The organism is Marinimicrobium sp. C6131, from assembly GCF_026153455.1.
Classification (GTDB): domain Bacteria; phylum Pseudomonadota; class Gammaproteobacteria; order Pseudomonadales; family Cellvibrionaceae; genus Marinimicrobium.
Genome location: NZ_CP110629.1, coordinates 3,613,401 through 3,631,521 on the forward strand (window position 1 = coordinate 3,613,401; position 18,121 = coordinate 3,631,521).

Sequence of the window (18,121 nt, forward strand, 5' to 3'; positions counted from 1 at the left end):
CGGGCCCTCAAGTGGTCGCGACACCGGTCGCTCGTCCGTTGAGAACAAGCCGGTAGTGGATGAGCAGATCGCAGCCAAGCAGAAAGAACAACAGCATGCCCTGGAACAGGCCGGTGATGGACTTGGGCAGACCCAGATCGATCTGGGCCATTTCGCCCCCGAGGTAGGTCAGCCCCAGCAGCATGCTGGCCAGCACGATGCCCACCGGGTGCATACGCCCCATGAACACCACAATGATGGCGGCGTAGCCATAGCCCAGTGACAGGGTCGGAATCAGTTGTCCTACTGGCCCGTTGGTTTCGGAAATGGCGGCCAGGCCTGCCATGGCGCCACTGAACAACAGCAAAAACCAGATGATGGCGCGACTGTTAAAACCGGCGAAGCGGGCGGCATTGCGATTTTCCCCCAACACCCGCAACTGAAAACCGAGCAGCGAACGGGCCAACAGGACCCAGATCACTACCACCATAAACAGTGCGATAAACAACGCAACGGTGACCCGGTAGTCGAACGACAGCAGCGGTAACAGGGTGTGCTCGGCGAACAGGGCCGACTCCGGGAAGTTGAAACCGGCCGGGTCTTTCAGTGGCCCGTGAACGCCCCAGAGCAGAAGATTGACCGCGATGTAATTGAGCATGATTGTGGTCAGAATCTCATTGGTGTTGAAGTGCGTGAGCAATAGCGCGGCGATGCCGGCCCAGGCCATGCCGGCGAGCACGCCGCTGAGCAGAATGACCGGCAGGACCCAGAAGCCTTCTACTTCGGTCAGTTGCAGGGACACCGCTCCGCCGATCAGGGCGGCGAACACAAACTGCCCCTCGGCGCCGATGTTCCAGATTTTGGCTTTGAAGCAGAGTGTCAGCCCGGTGGCGCACAGCAGCAGGGGCGTGACCTTGACCGCCAGCTCGGACCAACCGTAGGTGTCGCGCAGCGGCTCGATAAAAAAGATCATCAGGCTGGCGATGGGGGCATGGCCCAGCGCCGCGAACAACAACCCCCCGGCGATCACCGTCAGCACCAGGGCCAGCACCGGCGACAGATAGACCATCGTCTGAGAGGGCTGTAGTCGTTTCTCAATGCGCATGGGCGCCCTCCCCCTGTCCGTTCCCGAAGGCCCCGGTCATCCACTCGCCCAGCTGCTCCAGCGGTACCTCGGTCTTGGGCCGGATCGGCGACAGCCGGCCCCCGCAAAGGGCGCCCAATCGATCCCCCAGAAGATAGAGTTCATCCAGGTCCTCGCTGATCACCAGCACCGCGGTACCGCGATCACGCAGCGCCACCAGCTCTTTGTGAATATGGTTGGCGGCGCCCACGTCCACCCCCCAGGTCGGATGAAAGCAGATCAACACTTTGGGCTGCTGTTCGATCTCCCGGCCGATAATGAATTTCTGCAGATTACCACCGGAGAGGCTACCGGCCATTGACGCGGGCCCGGTGGCTTTTACCCCATAGTCCCGGATGATGTCGGCGGCGCGTTTGCGCACGGCGGGCCAGTTCACCAGTGAGTGGCGAACGCCGTGGTTTACATAGCCGGTCAACAGTTGGTTCTCGGTCAGTGACATTGAAGCCACCGAACCCCGACCGACCCGGTCTGCCGGCACTGTGCCCAGCCCGCGTCGACGCCGGCCGACGATACTGCAGCCGGCCAGGGGCATATCGTCCAGGGTAAGCGAGCCCCGGTCGGGTTTGAGTTCGCCGTTGATCAGGTCCACCAGTTCGTCCTGACCGTTACCCGCGACGCCGGCCAGACCGAGAATTTCGCCGGCCTTCAAGTCCAGGCTGATATCGTGCAGATGAATGGCGAACTGACTGGTGGGCCTTACCTCTACCTCCCGTAATTTGAGGCGTACTGCCCCGGCATTGCCCGGTGGCAGGTCGTGGTCCAGAACCAGCTCATCCCCGAGCATCAGTTTGGCCATATCACCGGCGCTGGTTTCCGATGGAATGCAAGAACCGGTTACTTTGCCCCCACGTAGAATGGTGGCCCGGTCACATAGTGCATTCACTTCGTGCAGTTTGTGGGAAATGAACAGAATGCTGCACCCTTTGCGGGCAAGTTGCTTGAGAACATCAATGAGCTGGGCCACCTCCGGAGGGGTGAGCACGGCGGTGGGCTCGTCCAGAATCAGCAACTGAATATCCTGCAGAAGACAGCGGATGATCTCCACGCGCTGCTGTTCACCCACCGACAGGGTGTGCACTTGCCGGTCCGGATTGATCGCCAGGCCATATTCCTCGCCCACTGCCACGATGCGCTGGCGCAACGCGCTTATGGAACCGTATTCCGCCGGGGTCAGGTATAGCGCGATATTCTCCGTGACGGTCAGAGTATCGAACAGAGAAAAGTGCTGAAACACCATGCCCATTCCGAGCGCCCGGGCCTGGGCGGGTCCCTCGATTGACACTTCCTTATTGTTCCACAACACCTGACCGGCATCGGGCTTGACCACGCCATAGATCATCTTCATGAGGGTGCTTTTGCCGGCGCCATTCTCCCCCAACAGTGCGTGAATTTCACCGGCCGCGACTTTGAGGTTCACCGTGTCGTTGGCGATGCAGCCCGGATAGGCTTTGGTGACACCGATCAGTTCCAATCGTGTTGCGTTCTCTTGAGACATAAACCTGACTGTTTAGACAAAAATGGTTTCAAGGCTAAAGCAAGGAGTATGCCATTGGCTGATTTTGAGGCGATCCGCAGGACAGATTAAAAAAATTGTCTGTCTGGCCAGATTTTTGCTTTGTACCAGTGAGACAGGGTTTGGCGAAAGCGAAAACCCGCCTGAATCAACGTCCACTGGAGGACTTATCGTGCGTTTGGTTGTCAACAAGGTCTCGGTCGACACCGGCCCCCAGGCGCCGGAGATGACACTGCTTCGCTTTCTGCGCGAACAGCGGCGGCTGACCGGTACCAAAGAAGGTTGCGCCTCGGGCGACTGTGGTGCCTGCACCGTCATGCTGGTAGAGCAGGGACCGCAGGGGCCGGTCAGTCACACTGTGAACAGTTGTATCTGCCCGCTGGGCAGCGTGGCCGGCCGGGAAGTGATCACGGTTGAGGGCTTGGTGGTCGAAGGGGATCTGCACCCGGTGCAGGAGGCCATGGTCGACTGTCACGGCTCCCAGTGCGGCTTCTGCACGCCCGGGTTTGTGATGTCGCTGGCGTCGCTGCACTCGGAACAGGCCACACTGCTGGCGGCCGATGACCGAGAACAACGCCACCGCATTCTCGATGCAATTTCCGGAAATCTGTGTCGTTGCACCGGTTATCGTCCGATTGTGGAAGCCGGTTCTCAGGCTCTTAAAAAACCTGCCCGATTGGCCAATATTGTGCAAAATGAGGGTGAGAGTGCACCGTTTGCGAGCAGTGAAGCGTTGTCCGACGGGGACTCGGGCTATCATCGTCCCACCTCGGAAGAGGCGCTTCGGCAATGGTTGCTCGACGAACCCCACGCGCGCCTGATCGCCGGCGGGACCGACCTGATGCTGGAGGCCACTCAACTTTACCGCTCGTTTGAAACGCTGATCGACATCAATGCCATCGAGAGCCTCAAGCAGGTTTCGGTGACCGACGAGCGCATCGCCGTTGGGGCTGCCGTCACCTACACGGAGCTGGAGCGAACCCTCGGAGCCCGTTCCTCGGAGTTGATGCAGATGTTGAGCCGCCTGGGGTCGCGTCAGATTCGCAATCGCGGCACCATCGGCGGCAATATCGGAAATGCTTCCCCCATTGCGGATATGCCGCCCTATCTGTTGGTACTGGAGGCGGAGCTGATCATCCGCAATGGTCGCGGCGATGAGCGACGGGAAAAGCTGACCGATTTTTACCTCGATTACAAAAAGACCACGCTGGCACCGGGAGAGTACCTGGCGCAAGTGGTGTTTGAGCGGACCGCCTTTGACGAACCGCTCAAGCTGATCAAGCTCAGCAAACGTTACGAGGACGATATCTCTGCGGTCATGGGAGCGTTTCGCTGGCGCGCCGACGGCTCTCTGGTCATTGCCTATGGCGGTATGGCCGCTACACCCAGACGCGCACTGGAGACCGAGGCGCTGCTCAACCAATCGATCTGGCAGCGCGAGGGCGAGCTCAATGAGGCGGAGCTTGATCGGGCCTGCGAACAGTTGTCCCACGAATTTACACCCATGACCGACGTGCGTGCCTCGGCGGATTACCGTATGGCCATGGCCGGCAGTCTGTTGCGCAAAGCCTGTCGGGCTCTGGCGGCGGCGCGTGCCGGGAAGGCCGTGGAGCCGGGGGTATTCACTCATGCGTAAGTTGACTGATCGCCGCCCGGAAGACAGTCCCGCCGCGCTCGCCTTGGACCGGGCCGTGGCTCATGAATCCGCGCGCAAACACGTGGCCGGCGCTGCCCGTTATATTGATGATCTCCCGGTGCCGGTCGATCTGGCATACGTTGCTACCGGCCAGTCGAGTCAAGCGCATGCGCGCATCAAGCGTGTGGATCTGAGCCGCGTCAGAGCTGCCACCGGGGTTCTCGATGTGGTGGTGCAGGCCGACATTCCCGGCAAGATTGACGTGGCGCCGGTGTACGGTGGCGATCCACTGCTTGCGGGCGACGAAGTGGAATATGTGGGCCAGCCCATTTTTGCGGTGGCGGCCACCAGTCAGGAAGCCGCGCTGCGGGCGGTGGCCCTGGCCGAGGTGGAGTACGAGCCCCTTGTCGCCCACCTGACGGTAGAGCAGTCGATCGCTGCGGACAGCTACGTTCTGCCGGAACACCATCTGATGATGGGTGACCCCGACGGCGAACTGATGCGTGCGCCCCACCGGATCGAAGGTGAGATTTACGTGCGCGGCCAGGAGCACTTTTACCTCGAAGGACAGGTGGGGCAGGCCAGTCTCACCGAGGATGGCGGCATTCATGTCATCAGCTCGACCCAACACCCCTCCGAAATTCAGAAGTTGGTGGCGGAAGTGTTGGCGTTGCCCTTTCATCATGTGGTTGCCGAAGTCCGTCGCATGGGCGGCGGGTTCGGTGGCAAGGAAAGTCAGGCGGGCCCGCTGGCGTGCTTGTGTGCGCTTTTCGCTCACCGCCTGCGTCGGCCGGTGCGTTACCGGATGCCGCGTCGGGACGACATGGTGCAGACCGGCAAGCGCCACGATTTTCTCAACCGCTGGCAGGTCGGTTTTGACGATGACGGACGTATCCAGTCCGCCAAAATGGTGTTGGCCGGCAAGTGCGGTTACTCCCCCGACCTGTCCGAAGGCATTGTCGATCGGGCGATGTTTCATGCCGACAACGCCTACTACCTGAGCAGTGCTTCCATTCTCGGGCTGCGTTGCAAAACCCACACGGTTTCCAACACCGCCTTTCGGGGTTTCGGTGGCCCCCAGGGCATGATGGCCATAGAAACCATCGTCGAGGATATCGCCCGGGCCCTGGGCAAGGACCCGCTCGATGTGCGCAAGGCAAACCTGTATCAGCCGGGACGCGATGAAACGCCTTATGGGCAGACCATCGAACAACATATGCTCGTGGACCTGATGGAGCGGCTGGAGGAAAGTTCAGACTACCGCGCCCGCCGCGAGGCCATCACCGCGTTCAACCGGGCCCCCGGTTTTCTGAAAAAAGGCCTGGCATTGACGCCGGTGAAGTTCGGTATTTCCTTTACCGCCAAGCATCTCAACCAGGCCGGTGCTCTCCTGCAGATTTACACTGACGGCACCCTGTTGATCAACCACGGCGGAACTGAAATGGGGCAGGGATTGTACACCAAAGTTCAGCAGATAGTGGCCAACGCCTTCGGCCTGTCGGTGGGACGGGTGCAGGTCAGTTCGACCCGGACCGACAAGGTGCCCAACACCTCTCCCACGGCGGCCTCATCCGGCACAGACCTGAACGGCATGGCCGCCCGGGATGCCTGCGACCGGATCAAGTCGGATCTGCTCGCCTTTGCCGAAAGTCACTATCGGGTTTCTCCGAACACTGTGCGTTTTGAAAACAATCGTGTGTATCTTGATAAGGACTCCATGGCGTTCGAGGACTTTATCAAGGCGGCTTACCTCAATCGCGTGCCGCTGTTCTCCATAGGTTACTATCGCACTCCGAAAATCCACTACGACCGGACCACCGCCAAAGGGCAGCCATTTCTGTATTTCGCCAACGGCGCGGCGGTGTCGGAAGTCACCGTGGATACCGATACCGGTGAGTACAAAGTCAACCGGGTGGATATTCTCCACGATGTCGGTCAGTCCATTAACCCCGCCATTGATATCGGTCAGATCGAAGGCGGCTTCATTCAGGGCATGGGCTGGCTCACCACCGAGGAGCTGTTGTGGGATGAGGCCGGGCGGGTAATCTCCAACAGCCCGGCCAACTATAAAATTCCCACCGCCTTCGATACCCCGGAAGTGTTCAACGTGGCGCTCTACAATCGGCCCAACAACGAGGAGACCGTCTATCACTCCAAGGCGGTGGGCGAGCCACCACTGATGCTGGCGATTTCCGTCTGGGCGGCGCTGCGCGATGCCTGTGCGAGCCTGACGGGTTACCGCTTCAGTCCGCGGCTCGATACCCCAGCAACGCCGGAGCGGGTCTACTGGGCGCTGCGTGAATGCGAGTCTTTCAATCGCACCGGCAAGCCGGTCGAGGAGGTGGCCGAATGAATCCGCGTATGAACTGGCAGGAAGCCATTGCGTATTGCGCGCGCCAGGGACGTGGCTACGTGATTGCCACCGTCATCAGCACCCAGGGCTCCACCCCGCGCGATGGCGGCAGCAAAATGGTGATTGATTCCGAGCGCACCTATGACACCCTGGGCGGTGGCCAGTTGGAATTTCTGATCGTGCAGCAGGCCCGGAAATATCTGGCGGCAAATGAAAGCGGTCAATGGCTCAAACCCTTTCCGTTGGCCGCCGAAGCCGCACAGTGCTGTGGTGGCAATGTCACCGTGCTGCTGGAAAGTTACCCCACCAGCGACTGGACCCTGGCACTGTTCGGAGCGGGCCATGTCAGCCGCGCGCTGACCACGATTCTGGGCGAGTTGCCCTGCCGGGTGGAAATCATCGACAACCGCCCGGAGCTGATGACCGAGTCGCCACCAGAGAATTGCCACTACCACTATTGTGAATCCCCGATCAGTCGTATCGACGCCTTGCGGGACGATACCTGGGTGGTGATTTTTACCCATGATCACGCTCTCGACTTTGCCCTCTGTGACCATTTACTGGCGGATTATCGCTGGGCGTTTACCGGGTTGATCGGGTCCGACACCAAAGCCCTGCGCTTTCGCAAACGATTGGCACAGGCCGGCCACGACAATGCGTTGATTGATCGCCTGGTCAGCCCCGTCGGCCTGCGCGAGGTCAAAGGCAAGCGTCCCATGGAAGTGGCGGTTTCCATTGCAGCGCAACTCCAGAGCCGGTATTACGCCGAGGCGCGCCCGCGTCCAGGGACCTCATGGCGAGAGATCAAACGCCTGCTCGCCAGCCCCGAGAACCGGAGCGCCGACACCACGGCCAAGGAACCTTTGAAATGACCCCGACTGATGCGATCGACGAACTGAACCTCTCCCCCATGGAGCAGGCCTTCGAACAGCTATACGACTGCTGTCACTGTCGCCGCTGGGCCCACGATATGGTCGCCGCCCGACCTTTCGAAAATGCGATGGACGTACTTACTCATGCCGAGCGGTTTTGGGCGAGCGCTACTGAATCGGAAATTCTGGAAGCCTTTTCCGGTCATGCCCGAATTGGAGATATCGAAAAGCTCCGTTCGCGCTTTGCCGGAAGGGCCAAAGACGAACAGGGTCAGGTGCTGAAGACCGACGAATCGGTACTGCGTGAGCTGAACCAGTTGAACATCGATTATGAGCAGCGGCATGGTTTTATCTTTATCGTCTGTGCCAAGGGCAGAAGCGCGGAAGCGATGCTCCAGACGTTGCGCGAGCGCATCGACAATTCCCGCGCCGAGGAGTTGCGCAACGGCGCCAGCGAGCAAGGACAGATCACCCGCCTGCGGCTTCTGCAGTGGCTACAACCAACCAAGCAGTGAATACTATGACAACACGAGCCCCGATAACCACACACATTCTTAACCTCGATTCCGGCAGACCCGCGGCGGGTGTCAGCGTTCATCTCTTCCGTTTGGGCGATAAGCAACCCCTGGTGACGGGCGTCACCAACAGTGACGGTCGTGTCGGCCAATGGTCAGCGCCGTTCTCGGTCGACCCCGGTGTGTATCGGTTGAGCTTTGCCGTTGCCGAGTGGTTTGCGTCTCAGGGGCAGAGCAGTTTTTACCCTCAGGTGGAAGTCTACTTTAATGTCGGCTCCGACCAGGAACACTACCACGTGCCGCTGCTTCTGAACCGCTTTGGTTACTCGACCTATCGTGGCAGTTGACGGAGCGGTTTATGACGGCAGTATTTGACAAGGCCTATCGCGCCGCCATTGTACATTTTACCGATGAGCCCGATCCGCACACCGAAGCCGGCCTGGAATATTTTGAAGACGGCGTACTGCTGGTCGACGATCGGGGGCGGGTCGTGACCGTCGACCATGCCAGGGTCCTGCAACGTCAGGGCCTGGATCTGAACCGGTGTCGACACAGCCCCGACCGGTTGCTCATGCCGGGGTTGATCGACAGCCACATTCACTACCCACAGACCGAGGTGATCGCCTCTTACGGCGAGCAGTTGATCGACTGGTTGAACCACTATACGTTTCCCGCGGAGCAGGCGTTTTCCGATGCCGAGTACGCCCGGCTCGAGGCGGAGCGCTTTGTCGACCTGCTGCTCGCCCACGGCACCACCACCGCCATGGTGTACACCACCGTCTACCCGCAGTCCACCGATGCCTTCTTCGAGGTCGCCCGACAGCGGGACCTGTGCATGCTGGCGGGCAAGGTGATGATGGATCGCAATGCCCCGGAGGCGTTGCTCGATACCGCCACCGGGAGCGAGCGACAGTGCCGGGCGTTGATTGAACGCTGGCACCACAACGGCCGTTTACATTATGCCCTGACGCCACGTTTTGCGCCGACCAGCACCCCCGAGCAGCTGCGCCTGACCGGGGAGCTCTACCGGGCCTACGACGACCTTTACCTGCAGACCCACCTGTCGGAAAACCTGGATGAAATTGCCTGGGTCAAAACACTCTTTCCCGACGCCCGGAATTACCTTGATGTCTACGATCACTACGGTCTTCTGGGCGAGCGCAGTGTCTTCGGCCACGGTCTGCACCTGAGCGATGTCGAGCTGAAACGCCTGGCCGACACCGGCTCCTCGGTGGCGTTCTGCCCGACGTCCAATCTGTTTCTCGGTAGTGGCTTACTGAATGCCCGGCGGTTGACCGACGCGGGGGTCGGGATCTGTATCGCCACCGATGTCGGGGGCGGCACCAGTTTTTCCATGCTGAAAACGCTGGCGGAAGGTTACAAGGTGCTTCAGCTTCAGGGCCAGAGTCTGCATCCGTTGCAGGCCTTTTACTGGATCACCCTGGGCAATGCCCGGACGCTGAAGCTCGATCACCGCATTGGCAACTTCGCTCCGGGCAAAGACGCCGACTTTATTCTGATCGACCGCTCGCCCACTCCACTTCAGGCGTACCGGCAGATGAAAACGAAGACACTGGCGGAATCCTTGTTTGCATTGATGATGCTGGGGGACGAGAACAATATCGCGAGCACTTATGTGATGGGGCGGCCACAGTTTCAACGACAGTCAGCCACGGCCCAACAGACGGCTTACGTATAAAAGGGGAACGGATTTGGACACAGTATTGATTGATTGGCTGAACCTGGCGGTACGTTGGTTTCATGTGGTGGCCGGTATCGCCTGGATCGGAGCCTCGTTTTATTTCATCTGGCTCGATCTGAACCTGCGCGAGCCACCGGCATGGAAAAAAGAAAAAGGCATCAAGGGCGATCTCTGGGCGATACACGGAGGGGGTATTTACGAAGTCGGAAAATATCGGCTACGACCGGAAGCCATGCCCGAGAAGCTGCACTGGTTCAAATGGGAGGCCTACAGCACCTGGCTGAGCGGGACTCTGTTATTGATCCTGCTTTACTACGTTCAGGCCCGTACCTATCTGGTGGGGTCCGACGCCTGGATCGGAACTCCGGGGGCCGCGATCGTGGCGAGCCTGCTGTTCATCGCTCTGGGGCAACTGTGCTACGAAGCGCTGCTGAAAACACCGCTGATGAAAAAAGGCTGGTGGTTCGCCGTGGCGTTGGTACTGTTGATCACTCTTGCCAGTTGGTTGGCACAACAACTGTTTTCCGGGCGGGCTGCCTATCTTCACGTCGGGGCGGTGATCGCCACCTGGATGGCGGGCAATGTGTTCTGGGGCATTATCCCCGCGCAGAAATCGTTTGTGGTGGCGGTGAGCGAAGGACGGGAGCCGGATCCGGGCAAAGCCAAGTTCGCCAAGCTGCGTTCCACGCACAACAACTACCTCACGCTGCCGGTTATTTTCTGCATGATCAGCAACCATTACCCGTTCCTTTACGGCCACCCACAGGCCTGGTTGGTATTGTCCGCCGTGGGTATTCTGCTCGCTTGGGGCCGGCATTACTTCAACCTCAAGCATAAGGGCCACCATCGCCCGGCGGTGCTGCTCTCCAGTGCGGCGGGTCTCGTCGTGGTCGCGGTACTGGCCTCATGGCCCAGTTCCGATTCGTCGGCCGGCGCAGCATCGGAATTGCCGGCGCCGGCGCAAGTGGATGCCTGGGTGACCCGGCACTGTGCCAACTGCCATGGGGTTGACCCGGTGCAGCCCGGCTTTCGGGCGCCACCAGCCGGGCTGGTCATAGAGTCCTCGATGGATCTGGCAGCGCACAGGGGCCTTGCACTGCCGGCAATCCAGTCGAGCTATATGCCTCTGGGTAATATGACCGGACTGACCGATAAGGAGCGAATCGCCCTGGTCGCTTGGTTGAAGGCGCAGAACTCTCTGGAAAAGGAGGCTCCGTAATGGTGGCTTACATTATTGTCGATATCGATGTGCATAACCCGGAACCCTATCGGGAGTATCTGAAAAAGATTACGCCCACAGTGGCAGCGTGCGGCGGTCGCTATCTGGTGCGTGGGGCGCGGACCAAAGTTTTACATGGCAATTGGCAGCCCGAACGAGTAGTCGTCATGGAGTTTCCCGATTGGGAACGTGCCCAGCACTGGGCCACCTGCGAAGAGTACCAGCCCATCCACCAGTTAAGGCAGGCCAACGCCAGCGTTCGTATGATTCTGGTTGACGGCTCGGTGGAAGCTCAATGCCGGGTGAGTGCTTCGATCAGTACGCTGTGTTGAGGGAATAGTTCGATTAAGCCAGTCCGCTTTCCCAGAGTCATATCAGCAAAATCAAACCCCGGCGATACGGCTTCACTGATCAAACCGTAGCCACTGGTCCCAGACAATAGGCGCGATGCCTTCCAAGTACCACCCTGAACCGTCAACTGCAGGCGCTGCCCCCTGGTCACATTTGGTCCCATTACAACGCGTTCCAGTTTACCGTCCGGGTGGATCAGGAAGTACTCGATCGGGTCGCCGAGGTGAAAGTAATGCACAATGTCCGAGCGGTTAAGGTGGAAATGACCTACTGGTGAGGTGTCGGTCAGCAGGTAGTGAATGGACGTCATTAAAAACCGCTCGCCGTAGCGGGTCATGATCGGGTCGCGATCATCGGCCTGAAAGGTGCGACGATAAAACCCTCCCTCCACGTGTTGTTCTAGTCCCAAAGCCCGGATGACCGCTTCAGCGCTCGGTGTGGTCATTGTTGGATCTCCTTGTGCGGTGTGGCCTTGGCAGGCGGTAAGTGCCGAGACGCATAGCCCAATGATAAGATATCGATAAACCATAGCATCAACTCTCCTGTTCGGTGGCAGGGTGATGCTGGTGCCAGTGACGGGCGATATCCACCCGGCGGCAGCACCAGACATCCTCGTGGTCGAGTGCGTAGCGGACAAAGCGCTCCAGTGCCTGGAACCGACCTGGCCTGCCAATGATGCGACAATGCAGCCCGACACTCATCATTTTCGGTGTCTCGACGCCCTCGGCATAAAGGGTGTCGAAGCTGTCTTTCAGGTATGTATAGAACTGCTCACCACAGTTGAAACCTTGTGGCGCGGCGAAACGCATGTCGTTGTTGTCCAGCGTGTAGGGAATGATCAGGTGTGACGGTTTACCCTCGTCATGATGCCAGTAAGGCAGGTCGTCGGCGTAAGAGTCGGAATCGTACAGGAAGCCTCCGCGCTCAATGATCAGTGACCGGGTGTTCGGACTGTCCCGTCCGGTATACCAGCCCAAGGGCGGCTCGCCAGTCACCCGAGTATGAATCTCAATGGCTCTCTCGATTTGCGCCCGCTCCTCTTCGATAGGCATAAACTGGTGGTCGATCCAGCGATAGCCATGACTGGCAATTTCCCAGCCGGCCGATAGCATGGCTTCCACGGCGGCCGGGTTGCGTTCCAGGGCCATGGCCACTCCATAAACGGTGACGGGTACGCGCCACTCGCTGAATAAGCGGTGCAATCGCCAGAAACCGGTTCGGCTTCCGTACTCGTAAATGGACTCCATGCTCATATGTCGGTCGGGATAGGCCTTGGCGCCAATGATCTCGGACAGAAAAGTCTCCGAGGCGTCGTCGCCGTGAAGCACGCAGTTTTCTGCTCCCTCTTCGTAATTGATCACAAACTGCAGGGCCATACGGGCGTTCCCGGGCCAATTGGCCTTGGGGGGACGGTTGGCATAGCCGATCATGTCTCTGGGGTAGGAACTGTTCATCATGGGACTCACTTGGGCGAAATAATCAAAGCAGAGAGTTGTATTACTTTCATTGTATGTTCAAAAACTGTGCCATTGGACAGGGTATGATGAGCACGGTATGTAGAGGCAAATTGCCGTATTTCGGGGCAAGACGGGTTAAAGGTGCACCATCAGATTACAAATCTCGACCATATAGACAGGTTATTTTATGGCGGCGTATAGCGTTAACACGGCGTTCATGGCGTAATCAGAAAATTGGTACTGCAATTGCTAGCCAAAGGGAAGAGAGTAACGAATCCAGCGCCGCACCCGTACGTGCTGCACTTGGTAAGCCCATCACTTGAACGGATCACTGAATGAAAACCACTCCGCTTTCCAAGACCTTGATCTTAGCCTGGTTGTCGGCGGCCTTTTGGTTGGTGCTCGGCGCCGCACAGGCCGAAGCCGAGGACGACTGGTTTGAACGCTTCAAGTCCAAAGCTTCAGACCGCGAACTTTATACTTTTTTATATGCCATGCCCAAGGGCGGCGACTTGCACAACCATATGAGTGGCTCGGGGCTTCCCGAATGGTGGTACGAGCTGGCTCTGGAGCAGAAGGCCCACGGCTACGAGTTCTACACCAAGGTAAAAATCAACAACTGCAAGCCGTATGGCCACAACGAGTTCGGACAGCAGCCCTACTTGCTGTTGTTTCACAACATACTGGCCTCGACCTATGAGTCTCTCCCTGAGTGCGAGCGCTCTGAATACAAGCTGTTGTCGGAGCTCAACGAGAAGGAGGTTGAGGGTTGGAAGAACAGCCTGGTGCTCAACCACGATCATGAGGGGCGGGAGGAATTTTTCTCCACCCACTGGCAACGATTTGATGAACTGCTCAACAGCCCATATTTGATGATGGAGATTCTTTACCGCAATATGGAGGCGTTCGGACGGGAGGGCCTGATTTACCTAGAAACCATGATGGGCGCCAAGGGCTTTACCGAACCGGACGGGACACCCATTCCCGCGAATAAGGTAGTGGCCATGTACAAGGAGCGGTTGAATCAGAAGGATGCCCGGGGAACCGGTGTTACCGTGCGTTTCCAGGAATCGATCCTGCGTTTTGCGCCCAACGCTGAACAGCAGTTGATCGACGCCTATGAGTTCGTCTCCGAACATCGGGATCTGTACCTTGCGGTGAACATGGTCGGACGTGAGGATAACGACAAAGGTTACCCTATGCGGTTCAGGGAAACGTTGCGGGACCTGCGCCGAACATACAGTAATGTACGCCTGTCTATTCACGCCGGTGAACTGGATGAGCCTAACCGGCATATTCGAGATACCCTGATGCTGGGCGCGGATCGCATTGGTCACGGTATTCAACTGATCAATGACGAAGAACTGCTTCGCGAGCTACGCCACGGGCCCTACCTGATCGAAATCAATCTGATTTCCAATCTGCTGCTCGAATATGTAGACGATTACGCTGATCACCCGTTTCCCGAGTATTTGCGTATCGGCATTCCGGTGGCTCTCTCAACCGATGACAGGGGCATGTGGGACTCGAACATTACCGATGAATTCTTCGTCGCGGTAAAGGAGTACAATCTTTCCTGGAGAGAGCTGAAACAACTGAGTCGCAACTCCCTTACCTATGCGTTTGTCGAGGATGAGGTCAAGCAGAAATTATTGGATACCTTTGATGAACGCATCGCAGACTTCGAGTCGCACTTCATACGACACGGGCTGTCGTCAATAAAGTCTGTCGAGCCGATCAGTCATGGCTTCATCTGCAATCATTATCAGCTCTGCCTATCGGATTGAGCCGTCTCTCTCCTCACCGTTACAGGTGACTTTTTTTCACCGGCGGGCCTTGGCCCGACCGGTTTTTTTTATTGTCGATCACAAAAAGTCACCAATTGGTGCAGCCGGGTTCAGCGTGCATCAGCAGTGACCTCCGGGTCTCGCTTATGCACTGCCACAAGGCGTCGCTTTTTCTTCCAGATAATCATTTGAACCAAATTTCGATGAATGCAACCATTTGATTTTAATGAACTATTTAGAAATAAACTAAAATCGTAACCAAATGGACAGGAAATGGCATGGCGCTTGCAATCTCCTTGGTAGCTGTTCAGGCAAATACAAAACAGACTTTGGAGTGCACGTACTATGACCACGAACACCCGCTTTAAATACAAAGAGCTCGCACTGGTTATTGGCCTTGGCTGCGGTCTGGCAAGCGCCGGCGCCATCGCCCAAGACGAGGAAACGGAAGAAGAGTCCGTGGATCTCGGCACCTACACCACCGAAGGCGCGGTGGAAGATACCATGGGTCTGATGCCCACCGAGCCGGTCGAATCCGTTTTCGGGTTCGGAAAAACCCTTCTCGAAACACCGCGCGGTGTGACGTCAGTCAGCGCCAGTATGATGGAAAGTTTCAATATTACCGATATCGACGATCTGGTGCTGATCGCCCCGGGTTCCTTCACCCAGTCGTTCTTTGGCGTGGCCGGGTCGTTGGATGTTCGGGGCACCCCCGGTGAGGTTTACTTTCGTGGCGTCCGTCGCGTGAATAATCCGGGCAATTACCCAACTCCGATCGGGGCGTCGGATCGCATCGATGTGGTGCGCGGCCCCGCGAGCCCGATTTACGGTCCTTCCAAAATTGGGGGTTATCTCAACTTCGAGCCCAAATCCGCGCGCGCGGAAACCGGCCAGTACCTTACCGAGCCCACGGGTGAGCTGTCCGTTACCCGTGGAAGCTGGGACAAAAACGTGTTGACCGCTGAAGTTGGCGGACCGGCCAGTATTGGTGACAAGCCAATGGGTTACTACATATACGCGGAAACAGAGAACTCCGGTAGCTATTACGATAATAGCGGCACGGATCAAAATATTTTTCAAGCCTCGTTTAACTTGGATGTCAGTGCGGATACACGCTTCGAGTTTGGGGGCATGTATCACGAATACGATGGGAACCAGGTCGCTGGATGGAACCGCGTAACCCAGGGCCTTGTCGACAACGGTACCTACATAACCGGCACCGCACAGCCAGTGGATACCAATGGCGACGGATATAACTCCCCAGATGAGTATGACGCCTGGAAGGCGACGTTTGTTAACCCCAACAACTTTTTTGTTCCCGCTTCGTCTGCGACTGATGCGGATATGGACCCTGCCTGGGCGCTGGAGGACTCCGGAACGACTCAACTGGAGGGGAATCAGGTTCTGGTTGGGCCAGAGGACTTCCTGAGAACCAACGTTGAAACGCTTTACTTCGACATTATTCACCGGATCAGTGACAACTTTACTATCACCAACAAAACCTTCTATGAAGGCGTGGATAATCTCAATGAAAACGCCTACGGATTCAGTGCCAAATTCGATACCTACGCGATTGAGAACCAGACGATTTTCGCTTTTGACGCGAAGCACAGTGACTGGTTGCACGGCAGCTATCAAATATCTCCGAGTATTCGGTATACCGATTTTGAGCACGGCGAAGAATTTGATTACGAATACTTCGACCGTCGTGACCTGAGTCAGCCGATTGCTGGTATGGACCGGATGCTGCTGGCCACCATGACGGATACTGATTACTCCAGCTATAAGGTGGGCGACTTCACCGATTATGGTCTGGCGTTCCTAGCGGATTATGACATCGGCGAGAATCTTGATGTGATGCTGGGTGCCCGTTACGACAGTATCGAGTTCAACACTGACGTGGTCACCGAAAAAGTCCGCGTTGTGCCGGGCGTAACCTCCGCCTCCGAAACCGAGGATGGGGTGTCCTGGACTGCCAGCGTATCTTACAAAATGCCCTTCGGTGTAACGCCTTACGTCACCGTCTCCGAGCAAGCAACAATTATCATGGGGCAGGGTTCTGAAATCAGTCCGGACCTCGTGGCTAGTGGCGATGTTCTGGCCGATTCCGAGCTGAATGAAGTGGGTCTTAAAGGAAGCTTCCTTGATGATCGTCTGTATGTGTCGGGTGCCTGGTTTGAGCAAAGTCGAACCAATTATAGCGCTCAGGATCTGGTGAGTAACAACACCACAGAAAGTGAAGGTTATGAGTTAGAAGCTCGCTTCTTGGTGACCGACCGCTTCACAATGACTGCGGCAGTTACACATGTCGAAGTGACCAACCTGACCGCATTGGAGAGCTCCGGTAGCCAGTTTGGATTCCAGGGTGCTGAAGATATGACCGGTGTCACTGATCCCGCGCTTTTTTATGGCTACGTGATGCAGGGGCTGACACTGGTTGGCTCAGAAGATGAAGCCCGGAAAACCGGAATTCCGGAGAACATGTATAGCCTGACCGGTGCGTATGAATTTGGTGATGGCTATCGCTTCACGGCTAGTGCGGTGCACGCTGACTCCACTTATAGTGGCTTTTCGCGCGGTGTGGAGCTGCCTTCCTACACCCTCCTCAATGCCGGTCTGAGCTATAGCAATGACAGTTGGAGCGTCAGTGCACAGGTGAAAAACCTGACCGACGAGCGCTACTTTCGGGCCAACTTTCCGGACCTGTTCGGTAGCACCATCGTGTTGCCGGAGTTGCCGCGTCACTACTCCGTCAGCCTGTCTTACAAGTTCTGATAGCGATTGTGAGCTTAAGGGGCCGGTGTTGCCGGCCCCGAATTGGATAGAGGTTAATTATGCGACTTCGTAATTCACTGCTTCTGGCCGCCCTGTCGGTGTCGACAATGCCTGCGTTGGCCGTTGATAACAGCATGGCTCGCCAGGAGCAAATGGACCGTGACGGCGCCGCCAGCCAGGAGCGGATCGATCAACTGGACGATCAGGCAAAAAGCGATTTTCAGGAATTTCGCACGGCCTCCCGTCGTCTGGAGAGTCTTAAAATCTACAACCAGCAGATGGATAAGCTGATTCAATCCCAGAACACGGAAATGCAGAGCATCCGTAATCAGATCGAAACCATTGACGATATCGAAACCGGGGCCCTGCCGCTCATGCTGGAAATGACCGAAACGCTATCGGAGGTGGTCGCCTCTGATGTCCCGTTCCTTCAGAACGAGCGGGAAGAGCGTGTCGCCAATCTGAGTGAGTTGATTGATCGGGCCGACGTCAGTGCCGGCGAAAAGTATCGGCGTATTCTGGAAGCCTACCAAGTGGAAGTAGAGTATGGCCGAACCATTGAAGCCTATCGGGGCGATCTGGTGATGGACGGTGAAGCGCGCAAGGTGGAGTTTCTGCGTATAGGCCGTGTCGGGCTCTACTACCAGACCATCGACGGCAACCGCGTCGGCCGTTGGAACAGCGAACGCGACAGCTGGGAAGCGTTGGATGCGGGTTACCGTACCGCCATCCGCGACGGTCTTCGGGTCGCTCGCAAACAGGCGCCGCCTGAACTACTGACGCTTCCCATCAACGCGCCGGAGCAGTGAGGAAACCCT

At 57.5% G+C, this 18,121-nt stretch carries 15 protein-coding genes; 11 read left to right on the plus strand and 4 right to left on the minus strand.

The window, feature by feature from the left end:
* Positions 1-7: 7 nt before the first annotated feature.
* Positions 8-1,084: an ABC transporter permease gene (locus tag OOT55_RS15445; RefSeq protein WP_265366735.1), complete on the minus strand. Its 1,077-nt coding sequence runs from the start codon at positions 1,082-1,084 to the stop codon at positions 8-10.
* On the minus strand, positions 1,074-2,618 hold the full coding sequence (locus OOT55_RS15450; protein WP_265366736.1) for an ABC transporter ATP-binding protein: 1,545 nt from the start codon (positions 2,616-2,618) through the stop codon (positions 1,074-1,076). The genes OOT55_RS15445 and OOT55_RS15450 overlap by 11 nt, the downstream gene beginning before the upstream one ends.
* A gap of 190 nt (positions 2,619-2,808) precedes the next feature.
* Here OOT55_RS15450 and xdhA point away from each other — a divergent pair, with 190 nt between their 5' ends.
* Genes xdhA through OOT55_RS15490 form a run of 8 tightly spaced genes read left to right on the plus strand, consistent with a single transcriptional unit; the run spans position 2,809 to position 11,265 of the window.
* Entirely contained in the window at positions 2,809-4,272 is a 1,464-nt protein-coding gene (gene xdhA, locus OOT55_RS15455; protein ID WP_265366737.1) for a xanthine dehydrogenase small subunit, read from the plus strand.
* A complete protein-coding gene (gene xdhB / locus OOT55_RS15460; protein WP_265366738.1) occupies positions 4,265-6,625 on the plus strand; it encodes a xanthine dehydrogenase molybdopterin binding subunit in 2,361 nt (786 codons plus the stop codon). The genes xdhA and xdhB overlap by 8 nt, the downstream gene beginning before the upstream one ends.
* On the plus strand, positions 6,622-7,497 hold the full coding sequence (gene xdhC / locus OOT55_RS15465) for a xanthine dehydrogenase accessory protein XdhC (protein ID WP_265366739.1): 876 nt from the start codon (positions 6,622-6,624) through the stop codon (positions 7,495-7,497). The genes xdhB and xdhC overlap by 4 nt, the downstream gene beginning before the upstream one ends.
* Positions 7,494-8,012, plus strand: a complete 519-nt coding sequence (uraD, locus tag OOT55_RS15470) for a 2-oxo-4-hydroxy-4-carboxy-5-ureidoimidazoline decarboxylase (protein WP_265366740.1) — start codon at positions 7,494-7,496, stop codon at positions 8,010-8,012. The genes xdhC and uraD overlap by 4 nt, the downstream gene beginning before the upstream one ends.
* Before the next feature lie 5 nt (positions 8,013-8,017).
* Complete coding sequence (uraH, locus tag OOT55_RS15475) at positions 8,018-8,359, plus strand: hydroxyisourate hydrolase (protein WP_265366741.1); 342 nt, start codon at positions 8,018-8,020, stop codon at positions 8,357-8,359.
* Between the two features lie 11 nt (positions 8,360-8,370).
* Positions 8,371-9,711, plus strand: coding sequence for a guanine deaminase (guaD, locus tag OOT55_RS15480; RefSeq protein ID WP_265366742.1), 1,341 nt, complete (start codon positions 8,371-8,373; stop codon positions 9,709-9,711).
* A gap of 13 nt (positions 9,712-9,724) precedes the next feature.
* Positions 9,725-10,933 carry a urate hydroxylase PuuD gene (locus tag OOT55_RS15485; protein WP_265366743.1) on the plus strand — a complete coding sequence of 403 codons (1,209 nt, stop codon included), beginning with the start codon at positions 9,725-9,727 and terminating at the stop codon, positions 10,931-10,933.
* Positions 10,933-11,265 carry a DUF1330 domain-containing protein gene (locus OOT55_RS15490; protein WP_265366744.1) on the plus strand — a complete coding sequence of 111 codons (333 nt, stop codon included), beginning with the start codon at positions 10,933-10,935 and terminating at the stop codon, positions 11,263-11,265. The genes OOT55_RS15485 and OOT55_RS15490 overlap by 1 nt, the downstream gene beginning before the upstream one ends.
* Here the strand turns inward: OOT55_RS15490 and OOT55_RS15495 are convergent.
* Positions 11,226-11,729: a cupin domain-containing protein gene (locus tag OOT55_RS15495; protein ID WP_265366745.1), complete on the minus strand. Its 504-nt coding sequence runs from the start codon at positions 11,727-11,729 to the stop codon at positions 11,226-11,228. The genes OOT55_RS15490 and OOT55_RS15495 overlap by 40 nt on opposite strands.
* An 88-nt stretch (positions 11,730-11,817) precedes the next feature.
* The gene (gene puuE / locus OOT55_RS15500) at positions 11,818-12,741 is read right to left on the minus strand and encodes an allantoinase PuuE (protein ID WP_265366746.1); all 924 of its coding nucleotides are present in this window, start codon (positions 12,739-12,741) and stop codon (positions 11,818-11,820) included.
* Between the two features lie 335 nt (positions 12,742-13,076).
* Here puuE and OOT55_RS15505 point away from each other — a divergent pair, with 335 nt between their 5' ends.
* From OOT55_RS15505 to OOT55_RS15515, 3 genes are all read left to right on the plus strand, one after another.
* Positions 13,077-14,528 carry an adenosine deaminase family protein gene (locus OOT55_RS15505; RefSeq protein WP_265366747.1) on the plus strand — a complete coding sequence of 484 codons (1,452 nt, stop codon included), beginning with the start codon at positions 13,077-13,079 and terminating at the stop codon, positions 14,526-14,528.
* 345 nt (positions 14,529-14,873) lie between these two features.
* Positions 14,874-17,303: a TonB-dependent siderophore receptor gene (locus tag OOT55_RS15510; RefSeq protein WP_265366748.1), complete on the plus strand. Its 2,430-nt coding sequence runs from the start codon at positions 14,874-14,876 to the stop codon at positions 17,301-17,303.
* 59 nt (positions 17,304-17,362) lie between these two features.
* Complete coding sequence (locus OOT55_RS15515; RefSeq protein ID WP_265366749.1) at positions 17,363-18,112, plus strand: DUF3450 domain-containing protein; 750 nt, start codon at positions 17,363-17,365, stop codon at positions 18,110-18,112.
* Positions 18,113-18,121 lie beyond the last annotated feature (9 nt).